Origin of the sequence: Staphylococcus parequorum (assembly GCF_039237145.1) — a bacterium.
GTDB classification, from domain to species: Bacteria; Bacillota; Bacilli; order Staphylococcales; family Staphylococcaceae; genus Staphylococcus; species Staphylococcus equorum_A.
Window position 1 is genome coordinate 187,436 of record NZ_CP150682.1, and the last position, 14,542, is coordinate 201,977.

The following is a 14,542-nucleotide window of genomic DNA, read 5'->3' on the forward strand; positions in this document are numbered from 1 at the left end:
ATCGTTCATGCTTTATATTAAATAAATGCTGAGTCTCCTGTGATTGCTCTGCCAATTACGAGCGCATTGACTTCATGTGTACCTTCATATGTGTAAACCGCTTCAGCATCTGCAAAGAATCTTGCAATGTCATACTCTCCAGCTAAAATACCGTTACCACCATGTACGCCACGGCCCATTGCTACTGTTTCTCTTAATCTTAATGCATTCATCATCTTAGCTGTTGAAGTTGCCACTTCATCATATTCACCTTTCGCTTGCATGCGTGCAAGTTGCGCACATGTCGCCATTGCTTGCGCAAGATTGCCTTGCATCATGGCTAATTTCTCTTGAATTAATTGGAACTTACTAATTTCTTTACCAAACTGTTTACGTTGCGTTACGTAGTCTGTCGTAGCTTTTAATGCACCTGCCATCGCTCCTGTTGCCATATACGCCACGCCTGCACGAGTAGAATATAATACTTTCGCAATATCTTTAAAGCTATTAATATTTTGCAGCCTTTGTTCTTCTTTAACGACCACATTTTTCAAACGAATATTAGCATTCGGTATGATACGCAATGCGATTTTATTTTCAATAAGATCGATTTCCACGCCTTCTTGGTCTGGTTCGATAATAAACCCTTTAGGTTTTCCAGTATCCACGTCCACTGCATACAGTGGTATCACATCAGCGACATTCGCTCCACCGATCCATTTTTTCGTACCATTAATAATCCACTCATCGCCTTCTCTTTTAGCAGTTGTTTCTAAACCACCTGCGACATCAGAGCCATGTTCTGGTTCTGTTAAAGCAAAACACGTACGTAATTCGTGTGACTGTAATTTTGGTAAATAATAAGCTTGTTGCTCCTTACTACCACCAAACCAAAACGAATTATGACCTAAGCCTTGATGTACACCTAGCAGTGTCGCTAAAGATACATCAAATTTAGCTATTGTATATGACATGAAGAATTGGAACATCTGACTTGGCGTATGTTCACCTTCACGTCCTTCATATAATAATGGATTGTTGAAATAATCTAACTTTCCTAATTCATCAAAGTAGTCTTCGGGCTGTGTCGCGTTTATCCAATGCTCATTAATAGAGTCGCGGTACTTTTCTTCTAACATATCATTAAGCTGTTTTAATAATTTAACTTCTCCTTCAGTTAAATCTTTCGCAATACTTAAAATATCCTCTGGATATAATGCTTTGATTACTTCTTCTTTTGTTGGCATAATTAAAACCTCCACTTTAATGTTAACGCTTACAAAGATTGTCAAAAAATTTTATAGTTACTATTTTAAAATATTTATAAAAGCATAAGTTATTTAGGCTAATTCATCATCTTGTTGACGTGCTTTGTCAGCTTTACTATTCATCTTCTTCTGTAACTCTAACTTATCTGGTTTTGAAGTTGAGTTCAGCGGAATATTTGTTAATTTTAAATACATTCTCGGAATTTTATATCCAGCTATGTTTTCTCTCATGTGCGCGTCCAGTTTTTGTTCAAAGTCTGGATCATCTTCAGTCAATACCACTGCTGCTGAGACAGATTCTCCATATTTGGGACTTTCATAGCTCACTACCACACCTTGTGCTACTAAAGGATGTGTTGCTAAGACCGCTTCTACTTCTGAAGGCAACACATTTTCACCACCAGTGATAATCATTTCTTTACGTCTATCAACAATATAGATATCACCGTCTTCATCTATTTTTGCTAAATCTCCTGTTAAGAAATATCCATCTTTGAAGTTTTTCGCTGTTTCTTCAGGCTTCTTCCAATAACCCGGTGTGACATTATTACCTCTTACAGCTAATTCACCAATTTCTCCAGTTTGTATATCTTCAAATTCATCATTTAAAATACGGTAATCTACGAACATGACGGGTTGTCCAATACTACCAGGTTTTTCAGCACCATTTTCTGGCGTGTTAACCATTGTAAGTGGTGCTTCCGTTAAACCGTAACCATTAATGATAGATAAGCCCATGCTGTTAAATTTCTTTTGCACAGCTGGTAGCGGTGCTGACCCACCTTGAAGTAAGAATTCAATGTTATCGAAGTTTTTAAGGTCAAAATTCTCTGCAACTAACATTGCATAGTACATCGTTGGTATCTGTATTAAATAATCAGGCTTGTAATGTGCCATGAGATCATTCAATGCTTCACCATTGAAGTAACGTTGTATAATCAATGTGCCGCCTGCCATTAACAATGGTAACGTCAAATCATTAAAACCTAATACATGAAACATGGGTGTTGAAACAATGGTCTTATACGTAGAATTTATTTTATAAGTGAGTGCCGTGTTTATTGGATTACTGACGAAAGTTTCATACGTAAACATAACGCCCTTAGGTAATCCTGTGGTACCACTCGTGTACATTAACGCTGCTAAATCATCTTTTTCTACATTTACCGTTTTGAATGGACGGTGATTGTTAGGATTCACCATATCATCATATTGCTCGGAATCAACATCCATATGAATGAGTCCGTCTGCAATGCCTTCTAAACTTGATAAATGCTTTTGTGAATAAAAAATTAATTTCACATCAGAATCTTGGATCACACTTTCAATTTCCTGTGGTTTTAAACGCCAATTCATCGGTAAATATACTGCACCTATCTTGAATGTAGCGAATAGTAAATCTAGAATAGCTACATCGTTTGGTGAAAAAATACCAACGACGTCCCCACGTTCTATACCTTGATCTTGTAAATGGTTTGCTAAATTCTCTGCACGTTTATTTAAATCTTGATAAGTCCATTCAGTACCTTTAAATGGATCGATAACTGCTGGCTTTTCCTCATCAAATACTGCTCTCGTTTTAATCCAGTCGTAATTCATATTTTTCTCCCCCTTAATTTAAATACGATCTTCCGACTTAATTACCTGAGACAGACCTCCCCATGTGTTTTGATAAATATCACTCTGTATTACCTTAATCTCTTCAGAAATGATTGGTTGAAACTCCATATTTGCTAAAATATCTCGTTCTAAATCTAAGCCAGGTGCAATTTCAATTAATTTAATACCTTTGTCCGTTAGTTCAAATACTGCGCGTTCGGTAACAAAATAAACTTCCTGTGCTAATTTTTGTGCATTTTCAACATTAAAATCTATGTTGCCCACTTGTTTTACAAATTTAGGTGACTTACCTTGGGTTTCCACTTGAGCTTCACCATTAGCGAAATTTAGTTGACCCCCAACAACCATTGAAGCTGAAAAAACAATTTTTTTAACTGATTGGCTAATATCAATAAAACCGCCACAACCATTCATTTTGTCTCCAAACTTAGACACATTAACATTGCCATATTGGTCAACTTCAGCAAAGCTTAGAAATGCAACATCTATACCACCGTTATAGATAAAATCCCATGTTAACTCATGTCTGATACGTGCACTGAGATTATAGTTCATACCAAAGTAATTACCACTACTAATCAATCCACCAAAAACGCCTGTATCTATATTCGTTTGAACTAAATGATTGGCTTGCTCCTCTTCTAAAACATTCGACAATTCATTATTAATGCCAAAACCAATACTGATTACGTCTCCCTCAAGTAAAAATTGAGCTGCACGTCTCAAAATCACTTTACGGCTACCTAATGCTATATATGGCTCTCGCATCTCAGTAATCTGATAATGTCCTGAAAGTGCTGGGTCATATTGTGTTTGGACAACCTGTCTATGATATTTTGGGTTACTATTAACTACAACATAATCTACAAGTTTACCCGGAATAAATACATCACTCGGATTGAAACGCCCACTTTGGATGACTACTTTCACTTGCACAATCACTTTACCTTTATTCTTATGTGTAGCTGCTGCAACACTGTAACCCTCTCCAAGGTGTGCTTCATGCGTCATATAAATATTACCTTCTGTATCGGCATATGTACCTCGTAACAATGCGACATCAATTTCTGGAAAATCATAATTTAAATATGTTTCTCCGTTGATTTCAATTAAAGATACTAAATCCTCTGTCGTACGTGTATTTACTTTGCCACCAGAATATCTAGGATCGACATTAGTATTCAGCCCAATCTTAGTAATTGTCCCTGGTGAAGCAGGTGTTTGACTACGATAATGTGTCGTAATTACACCTTGAGGCACGTAATAGGCTTCAATATCATTATTGCGCATTGCATTGATTGTCTTAGGTGAACCAGTAATAATACTTGTGATTAATCGTTTGATCATACCCCTTGATACAAAAGAATCTAAATCATAACTGTCACCACGATAATCACTAATATCGTTTGCCAACATAAAGGTGAAGGCTTTAGGTGTTTGATGCTCATCATATTGATCGACTAATGTTTTGAGAATCTCAGCTGGTAAGTTAGCCGTTGATAATGCTGCTAGGGCTATCACATCACCTTCATTAATGATGTCTTTCAAATCTGAAAACGGAATAATTTTCATACTTGCGACTCCTATCTTTGTTTAATCCGGCTATTTTATCTATCATTTTCCCCTTGAATAATCTCTCCCCTTTATATAAATGTAAGCCCTTACATGTAATATACCATCATTATTGAAAATTATGCAAAAATTTTTTATTTTACATAGTAAATTAATAAACAAACGGGATAATGGCGGGCAGATATGAGTGAATTAAAAATCCCTTCAAAATCCACACTTTTTCAGCGGACACCTTGAAGGGAATATATCATTATAAGATTGTAGTACTTTTCAGGTCAGTATATATTAAAAATATTAGACATGATGGTTAGTTCAATAGAATTTCTATACTTTTTATCTTTATTTAACAATTAATACTGGGACAGAACTCCTTTTAGCAATCTTATGCGTAACATCTCCTAAAACGTGTTTAATATTCAAACTCACTCTATGATTACTCATAATTACTAAATCGTATTCACCTTTATCTGTATCGCCAGAAGTAATTTTGTCTAAGATTGTATCATTAACAGGTCCAAAATCAATATCTACTTTGTATTGAACCTTTTTTTCATCTAATTCATGTAAAAATGGAGCAAGATCGCTTTCTGTTTCTCTAATAATATCACTCTTATGTTCAATATAATTTTCTAAATTAGTTGCAAAATTAGCTTCTTCAACCACATGATAAACTGTAACAATTGAATCTGTATCAACCATTTTTGCTAAATGGTCAGGAATTGCACTAAAATCATTTTCAAAATCATAGGGTAATAATATATTTTTAAACATATACACTAACCTCCTAGTGGCAAGTATTTAGATACCTATTATTTATATAATACCCTCAAAAATATTTTTTAATTTAGCGACAACAGATGCCAACCAATTGGAGAGACAAATTCAAAGTAGTTGAAGTTAGAAACTTTATAATAACAGAGATGTGTCTAAAATCATTTTGCATTATGAAAGGATACAAGATTGTTTATCTCAAATATTCTAATTAATAAACTATAAAGGATTAAATTTAGTTGTTTAGCAATTTGGATTTTAGTATTTTTCTATTTTCTTCTAATGAGTATGGGTCATTATACCAATAGTTTTCAGCTTTAACGTGAAATACATGACCTTGTTTTACTGCCGGAATATTCTTCCAAACATTAGTTTTTTCAAATTCTGGAGAGGATTTTCCCTCACTCATTGTAATAATATAATCTCCAGCGTATTTAGGCATTGATTCTAATGATAAAGCTTTATACCCATCTTTTTTCACTACCTTTTCTAAAGGTTCTGGCATTTTTAAATTAAATGCCTGATACAAAATTTCTCCTCCTCTACCCCAATCTTTACCAAAAGCATAATATTCTTTATTAAAGTCATCAAAAATTGAAACTGTGGCATGAGTGCCAATGTGCTTTTTGATTTCATTAGCATCTTTAGCTGTCTGTTTCTTCCAATTATTCACCCATTGCTTTGCTTTTTCTTCTTTTCCTAATAATTTTCCTAATTGAAGCTGAGTATCTAAATAATTTCTTTTACCATATTCCATCGGGATTGTTTTTGTGATTTTTTGGAACTTCTTCAAGTTTTTGTCATCAGTATCTGCAACAATAAGATCTGGTTTTAGTTCAGCTATTTCTTCTACATTTTCAGCGTTTATTTTTTTAACCTTTTTGAATTTTTCATTTAATACATCACTTTGCTTTATGTCTTTGTTCACACCAACTACATGTCCGCCTAGTTGCTTTATACCTCCTGCGTATGTATCAGCTACAACAACTATACGTTGGGGATTTTTGGGTATACTTATCTTTTTACCAGAGTCTAAAGTATACTTTTTTTCATCTTTCGTCTTTTCATTATAATCATTATTGCTACATGCAGTCAGTAGCAATAATACTATTAAAAATGGTACTGTTAATTTTTTCATCTATGTTCCCCCATATATAATTGATATTGATATTCATTATCAATTATATAATTTTTTGTTACTTTAGCAACTACTATTTAAAAATAATTTAATTAATTTAAAAGAACAAAACATGTAATATAAGGGCGTCTTAATTCATAAAACGAAAATTTTCATAAGCTTATGAGTGTTACAAAAACGTATTAACTGAGGCAATAGAAAATAATAAAAATACCTCCGTATAAATTCATTTGGAAATGAACTTATACGGAGGTGTTTTATGAAAAGTGTAGCTTATTCTGTAAAGTAAGGTACTTTATTTATAATGGTACCTACATGAAACAACTAAACTTGCATCATCTCTTTCAAGTCCTTTCATAGTCCCTTTATCTCTACACGATATCATTTGATAACTCATTAATGGTTACAATCTTACCTTTTCCACGTTCTAAATTCTCAATAGCACTTGCAAGTCGTTTCGCATTGGCAGGATTCTGTTGAAGGTATAATGTTTCCATGATTGCCTCATAATCATCTTCTGACATCAAGACAGCATTATATTCTTTCGTTGTAATAGTGATCGTATCCCTATCCTCATTCACTTTATTAATCATATCTCGAAAATTATCTCGGACAAACTTATAGTTTTTTACTATCATAATCTCATTCCTCCTAAATCAACCATTCAAAAAATACAATTTTAATTTATTCTTTCTTGATGAAATTATATAATTTATACATGACAATGCCTATCATGGATTTATAAGTAATATCGGCTTCTCACCTGCTTCAAATGGTGCTTCAAATGGAACACCCAAGTTCTTAAATTAATTTCCTCTTTTTATCGAAATCAACAGTCATACCAATCATTGCGCCTATTGCAATGCTAGGTCCGATACCAAAAGGAAAACCTAATGTATAACACATTCCAATAGATATAATTGCCATATATGGAATCCAGCTAATAAATCTTTTTCATAACTATATCTCCTTTAAAATGACATAATTATTTCATTCGAATTCCTTTTCCTCATTTTACAATATTCAGCTGTTGTATATTTCTCTATTCGCCTTTTAATTTTTTAGATTTTTTCACCTTATCCAAAGAAGAAAAGCCTAAAATAAAAGCAATAAACCCTAGTATAAGTCCTAATACAATCATTCCGTTCAATTCTTTATCTTTAAAGATATTAATTAATTCCAAATTACCTAAACTACTCCAAACTCTATTATGACCCATATTCAAACCTGTTACATTTAAAATTATAGCAATGATAACGACACCTATAAATACGAAAAAGCCATCTTTCAGACCGCTCACAACTCTCTTTTTCACACTTAAAACTTCCTTTTCTTTTCTGAATATAAAACGATATTGGAGTATGAACGTTAACATCAGAACACTTAGCTATTACAAATCTTATCTAAATTATATATTCAACGTTTTTTATCACGATTATTCCAAAATAAAAAGAGAATAAAAAACAACAGATAAAAAGAAAACCAAGTGTCTAAGTGATTTTGATTCATTTGCTGATATGCAAAAACAGCTAATAAAATTGTCAAAATTGTTTGAATTAAAAATAAAAACCACTTCACAATATCACCTCTATACAGACAAAATTCAATGCAATGGTAATTGCTTTATATTTTGTTCTTCGTTGTGTCAATCTAACTCAATCCTTTTTATTCAAAAGCGTTTGTTTGGATATCATACTTGTTCAGAAATTGTTCTACTTCTTTTTGTTTCTTACCATTAACTTGCTTTTTATATTGAGCATTTATCTCTTTTATTTCGCCTACATTTTTTAATTTTGTTTGGTCCGTATTAGCATCGTCCGTTGTTGCATCTACTTTATCGTTGATTTGATTCATTAATTCATTTACTGAAGTTACATAATTACTTACTTTTAAACTTCCTTTTTCGTATTGCTTCGGTAGCTGGTTATTTTCTATAAACTGTTTAAAATTTTTATCATTTTTATTTGTAAGCTTAGTAAGTTTATTTAATTTATCCTGGTCTTTTTCATTTAATTCATCTTTATCTCTAATTTTCGAAGTATTTTCATCTAATGCATCAAATGTGTCTAAATACTTTTTGATACTTGAACCCATTTCATCTTCACTAATCTTTTCGTCACTTTTTTGACTTGAAAAGACCTTTTTGGGAATTTCTGTTGCTTTCGCTTCTTGATCAGAACTTTTGTTTTCGGATTCTCCATTGCTACAAGCAGCTAATAACAACGCTAATGTTATTAATGATATGTATTTTATAATTTTCATAATAGCCTCCTCTTTACTTTAGAATACCATTTTTATAAATATTATAAATACTTTTAATTAAAATTATATTCAATTGTTTTATTAAACCCAAAATTGTTTAAACGAATAAGGCATTTTTTTATAAAGAAGTATCATTAGTCTGACCGACTCTTGCAGGAGAATTACTAGTTGAAGACTACAAGCTGAGGCGGTACAAGTAGAAAATACACATAAAAAACCGCCAACAAAGTCGGAGAAAATGTCGATACGAGAAGACTTTATTTCAATAAAAATATTTTAATCTACTCATAATTAAATTCGAATGAATCAATTATGTTTCTTTAAATGTTGAACTTTGATATAGTCGGATATTGAATATAAAATATCAGAATTATATTAAAAAGAAGCGATTTTTATTTCTTTTAAATATTATTTCTATTCAAAAAAATATCGGCTTTAGCACTTCACATTTTAATGTGGGGTGTTTTTCTATGTTTTTAAATCAACGTTTAATAATAGATGTTGTGAAGACTATCTATTATATAAGCAAAAATTTTATAAGGAGCGTAATGTATGATTGTAAAGGATAGTATTACCAATCCATTTAATATAATTTGTAAAAATAAATATGAAGAAACAAATGCCTTCACATACAATAGATTAATCGATTATGGAAGTTCTTATTATTATTTGAAAAATACTTCATTTGATTACATTGCAACAAGTGTGATTAGTAGATGTGATGGTGAAGAAAATGAGGAATTCGAGTCCAGGTTCAAGCATTTTGGGGAAACCGAAAAATTTTGTATTGAAAAACTAGAAGTAACCTCTACATTTGAAAATAAAGGCGTCATGACCATCATGTTTTGTGACGTGATGCTGGCAATGTTAACTAGAGAATTATCACATCAACATCATATAGAGGTTAAATTTATAAATACATCAGATTTAATAAAAGATGGCAAAATAGTAAACGTGTATCATAGTGTGATACCTAATTATGAATTATCAACAACTAAACCTGATAGTACAAGAATATCTTTAGAAGGCCAACGTAATAAATCAAGTATTGAATTTTATCAAGATATTTATAACATATTTCCTTTAGAAACTAGAGAAGAAGATATAGAATATTATACAAATTTAAGAGCTGAAAAAATAAAAAACTTTAATGAAAAGTTAAAAGCTATTTAGATAGCTAACAATAACTATCCGTATGCTTTGTTATTAAAAGTAAATTTGATAATGAAACAATTAAGAGACTCCCTTTTTGAAAGGAAGTCTCTTTTAATATATATGCTTAGACTATTAGTCATTTTAGTGAGAATAACATTCAAAATTTTGTTGTTCTTCTATTGAAAAGTATTTGTGTATTGACATTTCGAATATTCTCGAATAGTATGTGTGTTATGAAAAATTTAGTTGAAACTTTTAAAGTATTAAGTAACTATGCCCGTGTTGATATCTTAGTTTGGCTGAAACATCCTAGTGAACATTTTGGACATATTTATACAGGTGAATATTTAAAAGAAAAAGGAGGCGTATGTGTAGGAGATATACAAGAAAAAGCCAATATGTCCCCCTCTACTGTCTCGCATTATTTAAAAATGATGCAGCAAGTAGGGCTATTAGAATCTGAAAGACATGGTCAATGGACTTATTATAGAAGAAACGAAGAAAGTATTAATGAATTAGCCAATCTAATAAAAGAAGATCTTTAAAGGTCTTTTTTTATTGATTATAATTCGATAATTCGCGAAATGAGGAAAAGAGGTAAATCATGAATAAATTTATATTTTATATCCTTGCTATAGTAGCAGGTATATTTTTGAGTATCGAAGGTGCCATGTATGCAGTATTAGGTGATTCTATTGGAGAATTAGAAAGTAGTTTATACAATTTTGCCATAGGAACAATCATATTAGGCATTGCATTATTGTTTTTAGGCAAAGGCAAACTATCTTACGCAATTAAAGCACCTAAATGGCAATTAACTGGCGGCATATTAGGTGTTATTTACTTAACTGTTTTAGTCTTCATCATTCCTATGATAGGTGTTGGCCTAGCAATGGGAAGCGTTGTGGTTGGCCAAATGATTATGAGTGCATTAATAGAACATTACGGCATACTAGGCAGTGAAAAACGACCATTAAGAATTGAAAAAGTAGTGGCAATTATACTAATGATAGTTGCATTAACACTTATTTATTAGGAGGAGTATAAAATGCAAGTAGCTTTAGTAGTCATAGCTTTAATAGCTGGTATCACTTTAAGTACACAATCATCAGTAAACGGGTCTTTTAGCAAAAAAGCAGGAACGTTAGAAAGTGCATTTTTAACATTTATAACAGGTGGTATGATTTTATTCATTATTACTTTGTTTTTTGGAGAAGGTAACTTCTTAGATTTCTTTAGTGCCCCTAAATGGCAATTGAGTGCCGTTTGGTTTGGTGTTGGTTATCTATTTTTAACAATTGTAGCAATTCCCAAAATAGGCGTTATAGCAACAAATATCTCTGCTGTTATCGGACAACTAACCATGGGTATGATCATCGACCATTTTGGTTTATTTGAAGGCATGGTCATTCACTTTGATGCAAAAAGAATTATCGCATTAATTTTAATGGTTATCGCACTAAGATTGATTTATAAAGCTGATATTAAAAATAGCTTACATGAAAAGTTAACTTAAACTATTTTTAATATGTTCAAAATCGCAATCAGCAATATCTATCACTTAATTACGACTTATTTATATTTTTCAAACTAAAAAACGCCCTTCAAAGATTTCACATTTTAAGTGTCACTTTGAAGGGCGTTTATCATGTAAATAGAACTGTAGAGCTCTATTTTATAATATCAATCAATTCTTTCTTAGCTGCGGATCTGGCTGGAATCCAACCGAATACGATGCCGATTAACATAGATACACCAACTGCTGTTAAAACGGAACCTAGACTGACAACACTCTTAATGTAGTCTGGCGTTAACGCATCGACGCCTGACGCTATTAAGATACCTATAATCAGACCGATGATGCCACCAATCACACAAAGCACGACACTTTCCACTAAGAATTGTATTTCGATATCTCGGGACTTCGCACCAAATGCGCGTCGAATCGCAATTTCCTCTGTACGTTCTGAAACAGAAATGTACATCACATTCATTACGCCAATTCCAGCAATAAACAATGAGATACCCGCGACAGCTGCCACAAAGTAAGTAATTGCATCAAAGACTTGATTGATGCCTTTCATCATTTCTTCAGTGTCATTGTAACTATAGCTACCGTCACTCATGCCAGAACCTTTTTTATTTAATTCATCTACGACCTTATTTGCTGTATCTTTTTTATCAGCTCCGTCTTCCAATGAAAGTTTTAATGACGGAAAATCTTGACTTAAACCACTCATATATTGCTCAAATGTTTTTGAAGGCATATTCACAGCTGATGGATTCATCGCGTCATTGGCAATACCCACGACTTCAAAACCTTGATCATCAATATATAATGTTTTACCAATGGCATCTTTATTAAAAACATCTTTGGCAATTTTATCATCAACGGTTACGACTTTCTTCCGTAATTCATTATCATCTTTATCAAAGCCTTGGCCCTTTTCAGGACTATCCATAGCTTCTTTTTTCACAATACTGATGTCGCCTTTTTTCTGCGCATTAGTCATTTTTGCAGAAAAACCTTGGTCATCCGTTTCTTTAATTTCAGCATCTGCTACGCCGTCAACTTGTTTTATAATACTCAAGTCTTGCTGGCTGAAAGGGTTCGTTTTCGCGCCTTCCATATCATTACTCATGAAATTAATATTTGCAGAATTTTTTCCAGCACCCGTATCTTCAAATTCTTCAGAAGCCGTTTTTTTAAAGCCGTTTCCTAAAGACATAATTGTAATAACAGCTGCAATACCAATAATAATACCAATCATCGTAAAAATATTACGTCGCTTATTTTTTAAAATAGATTTGAACGAAATGGCGATGATATTAGACAAATTCTTCATCCAACCACCTCTTCTCGTTGAACACGACCATCAAGAACATGAATAATACGATCTGCTTGATCTGCAACTTTACGATCATGCGTGACTAATATCATCGTCGTATTATGTTCTTTATTCAATTTTATAAATAATTCAATAATATCTTTAGACGTTTTCGAATCAAGTGCCCCCGTAGGCTCATCAGCAATAATAAACTTGGGTTGATTGATAATGGCACGTGCGATAGCAACACGTTGTTGTTGGCCCCCCGACAATTTGTTGGGCACTAAATTTTCTTTATCAAACAAACCTACATCATGTAATGTACGTGTTACACGTGATTTACGCGCTTGAGTGCCTAACCCTGCATAAACGAGCGGAATGCTGACATTTTCTAAAATTGTATTATTTTGAATTAATTTAAAGTTTTGAAAGACAAAGCCAACTGTTTTATTTCTGATATCTGCAAGTTGGTTATCTGAACTTTCTTGATAATTTTTACGATTAAAAAGGTAATCACCTTCATAACCACGATCAATAAATCCTAAAATGTTAATTAACGTACTTTTACCAGAACCTGAAGGACCCATAATCGCAATGAATTCACCTTCATTGATGTTGATATTAATGTCTTTCAAAATATGGTTTTGTTCATCCCCATTTTTGAAATATCGATTGATATCTACCAGTTCTATCATGATGACACCTCAACTTCATCTCCATCATTCATCGTTTTTTTAGGATTTTTAATGAGTTTATCCCCTTTTTCCAGACCTTCTTTTACGAAAATTTCACCGTTGATTTCGTCTGTTTTAATATCTCGTTTTTTAACTTTTCCTTCCTCATTTACCACAAAAACATTATTATCTTTTGTAAGGACTGATTTAGGCAATTTAATAGAATCTAATGGTACTTCCACTTCCATAGAATAACCCGCACGCACTGGGATATCTATATCGTCAATAACTACGGTATATTTGGATGATTCTGAATCATTTCCACCACTAGGATCACCTTCAACTGGGTTCGAGGCTTGCGGCGTAGCACCTCCATCCTCACTACCCGATACAGCCGAAGCACCACCAGCAGCCGATTCATTTAAATTTTCTTCATAACTCTTAGGTAATTCTGAAATTTTTTGGATTTTACCTTCACCCGTTTCACCCGTGCTTGTCACTTTCACATCTACTTTATTGCCTTCTTTGATTTTATTCAGGTCAAATTCAGAAACTGTCGTCTTAATCTGTGGTTCATTGGATACTAATTGAAGAATCTTTTCACCATCTGTTACATTATCTTCATTTTTAATATCCACTTTTCCATCAAAATCTGCATAGACACTGTCATTGACTTGTTTATCATGTGAATTCAGTTGTTGTTGTGCTTCACTTAATGCATTTTGATCTTGTGATAATCGCTTTTGCAAATCATTGTTGTTAGGACTTTGATTAATATTTTGATAATCTTTATTCACAGCATTTTGCGCTTCATCTACTTTATCTGCTAATTGTTCACGCTTACTATTATTAATATCGTAGTTAATTAACGGGTCTCCTTGTTTAACTGATTGACCATCATCAACTTGTGTACTGATATATGCCCCTAATTGACTGTTGTTGTTATATGTTTTAACTGAATTGGGTGATGCTTTTCCCTCTAAATTGAGTGGACTTTCTTTCTCCACTGTATATGTATCATAACCATCTTTCTCCGCCGAACTACTGTTGGTCTGTTTCAAAACCAATGCCACGACGACTAATCCAATTATCGCGACTATCCCTATAAGCCACATCCACTTTTTCTTCAATTGATAAACACTCCTTATATTTATTCACTTTACAAGACTACCATAGCCACACAATTAAAAATATATCTAATAACATATTTTTGAATGATTATTACTATTTGAATGTCATAAATACTTATTATTTACTCTATATATCTTTAAGTAT

General features: G+C 32.6%; 16 protein-coding genes. 4 read left to right on the plus strand and 12 right to left on the minus strand.

Annotated features, from left to right (window positions below; translation table 11 throughout):
* Positions 1 to 17 precede the first annotated feature (17 nt).
* The 9 genes from AAA453_RS00855 to AAA453_RS00895 form a co-directional block, all read right to left on the minus strand.
* Positions 18 to 1,226 (minus strand): acyl-CoA dehydrogenase family protein, encoded by a 1,209-nt coding sequence (locus tag AAA453_RS00855; RefSeq protein ID WP_069814947.1) that lies wholly within the window; start codon positions 1,224 to 1,226, stop codon positions 18 to 20.
* A 93-nt stretch (positions 1,227 to 1,319) separates the two neighbouring features.
* The gene (locus AAA453_RS00860) at positions 1,320 to 2,846 is read right to left on the minus strand and encodes a class I adenylate-forming enzyme family protein (protein ID WP_427705618.1); all 1,527 of its coding nucleotides are present in this window, start codon (positions 2,844 to 2,846) and stop codon (positions 1,320 to 1,322) included.
* An 18-nt stretch (positions 2,847 to 2,864) separates the two neighbouring features.
* Positions 2,865 to 4,439: a CoA-transferase gene (locus AAA453_RS00865; protein ID WP_427705620.1), complete on the minus strand. Its 1,575-nt coding sequence runs from the start codon at positions 4,437 to 4,439 to the stop codon at positions 2,865 to 2,867.
* Between the two features lie 339 nt (positions 4,440 to 4,778).
* On the minus strand, positions 4,779 to 5,210 hold the full coding sequence (locus AAA453_RS00870; protein ID WP_427705622.1) for a universal stress protein: 432 nt from the start codon (positions 5,208 to 5,210) through the stop codon (positions 4,779 to 4,781).
* A 235-nt stretch (positions 5,211 to 5,445) separates the two neighbouring features.
* Complete coding sequence (locus AAA453_RS00875; RefSeq protein WP_427705625.1) at positions 5,446 to 6,348, minus strand: ABC transporter substrate-binding protein; 903 nt, start codon at positions 6,346 to 6,348, stop codon at positions 5,446 to 5,448.
* 371 nt (positions 6,349 to 6,719) lie between these two features.
* Positions 6,720 to 6,986 (minus strand): type II toxin-antitoxin system Phd/YefM family antitoxin, encoded by a 267-nt coding sequence (locus AAA453_RS00880; protein WP_069826319.1) that lies wholly within the window; start codon positions 6,984 to 6,986, stop codon positions 6,720 to 6,722.
* A gap of 163 nt (positions 6,987 to 7,149) precedes the next feature.
* Positions 7,150 to 7,275 (minus strand): hypothetical protein, encoded by a 126-nt coding sequence (locus AAA453_RS00885; protein ID WP_427705628.1) that lies wholly within the window; start codon positions 7,273 to 7,275, stop codon positions 7,150 to 7,152.
* A gap of 115 nt (positions 7,276 to 7,390) precedes the next feature.
* Positions 7,391 to 7,663: a hypothetical protein gene (locus tag AAA453_RS00890; RefSeq protein ID WP_069826318.1), complete on the minus strand. Its 273-nt coding sequence runs from the start codon at positions 7,661 to 7,663 to the stop codon at positions 7,391 to 7,393.
* A 350-nt stretch (positions 7,664 to 8,013) separates the two neighbouring features.
* Positions 8,014 to 8,610 carry an NDxxF motif lipoprotein gene (locus tag AAA453_RS00895; RefSeq protein ID WP_427705631.1) on the minus strand — a complete coding sequence of 199 codons (597 nt, stop codon included), beginning with the start codon at positions 8,608 to 8,610 and terminating at the stop codon, positions 8,014 to 8,016.
* A gap of 552 nt (positions 8,611 to 9,162) precedes the next feature.
* Here AAA453_RS00895 and AAA453_RS00900 point away from each other — a divergent pair.
* From AAA453_RS00900 to AAA453_RS00915, 4 genes are all read left to right on the plus strand, one after another.
* On the plus strand, positions 9,163 to 9,783 hold the full coding sequence (locus tag AAA453_RS00900) for a hypothetical protein (RefSeq protein WP_069814956.1): 621 nt from the start codon (positions 9,163 to 9,165) through the stop codon (positions 9,781 to 9,783).
* A 215-nt stretch (positions 9,784 to 9,998) separates the two neighbouring features.
* Complete coding sequence (locus AAA453_RS00905; protein ID WP_056935115.1) at positions 9,999 to 10,310, plus strand: ArsR/SmtB family transcription factor; 312 nt, start codon at positions 9,999 to 10,001, stop codon at positions 10,308 to 10,310.
* A gap of 59 nt (positions 10,311 to 10,369) precedes the next feature.
* Complete coding sequence (locus AAA453_RS00910) at positions 10,370 to 10,801, plus strand: DMT family transporter (protein WP_069814958.1); 432 nt, start codon at positions 10,370 to 10,372, stop codon at positions 10,799 to 10,801.
* A gap of 12 nt (positions 10,802 to 10,813) precedes the next feature.
* Entirely contained in the window at positions 10,814 to 11,281 is a 468-nt protein-coding gene (locus tag AAA453_RS00915) for a DMT family transporter (protein ID WP_427705633.1), read from the plus strand.
* Between the two features lie 154 nt (positions 11,282 to 11,435).
* Here the strand turns inward: AAA453_RS00915 and AAA453_RS00920 are convergent, their stop codons facing one another.
* Genes AAA453_RS00920 through AAA453_RS00930 form a run of 3 tightly spaced genes read right to left on the minus strand, consistent with a single transcriptional unit; the run spans position 11,436 to position 14,397 of the window.
* Complete coding sequence (locus AAA453_RS00920) at positions 11,436 to 12,611, minus strand: ABC transporter permease (protein WP_427705635.1); 1,176 nt, start codon at positions 12,609 to 12,611, stop codon at positions 11,436 to 11,438.
* Positions 12,608 to 13,288, minus strand: a complete 681-nt coding sequence (locus AAA453_RS00925; protein ID WP_427705638.1) for an ABC transporter ATP-binding protein — start codon at positions 13,286 to 13,288, stop codon at positions 12,608 to 12,610. Before AAA453_RS00925 ends, AAA453_RS00920 begins: the two co-directional genes overlap by 4 nt.
* Positions 13,285 to 14,397, minus strand: coding sequence for an efflux RND transporter periplasmic adaptor subunit (locus AAA453_RS00930; RefSeq protein WP_427705640.1), 1,113 nt, complete (start codon positions 14,395 to 14,397; stop codon positions 13,285 to 13,287). Before AAA453_RS00930 ends, AAA453_RS00925 begins: the two co-directional genes overlap by 4 nt.
* Between the last annotated feature and the right edge of the window lie 145 nt (positions 14,398 to 14,542).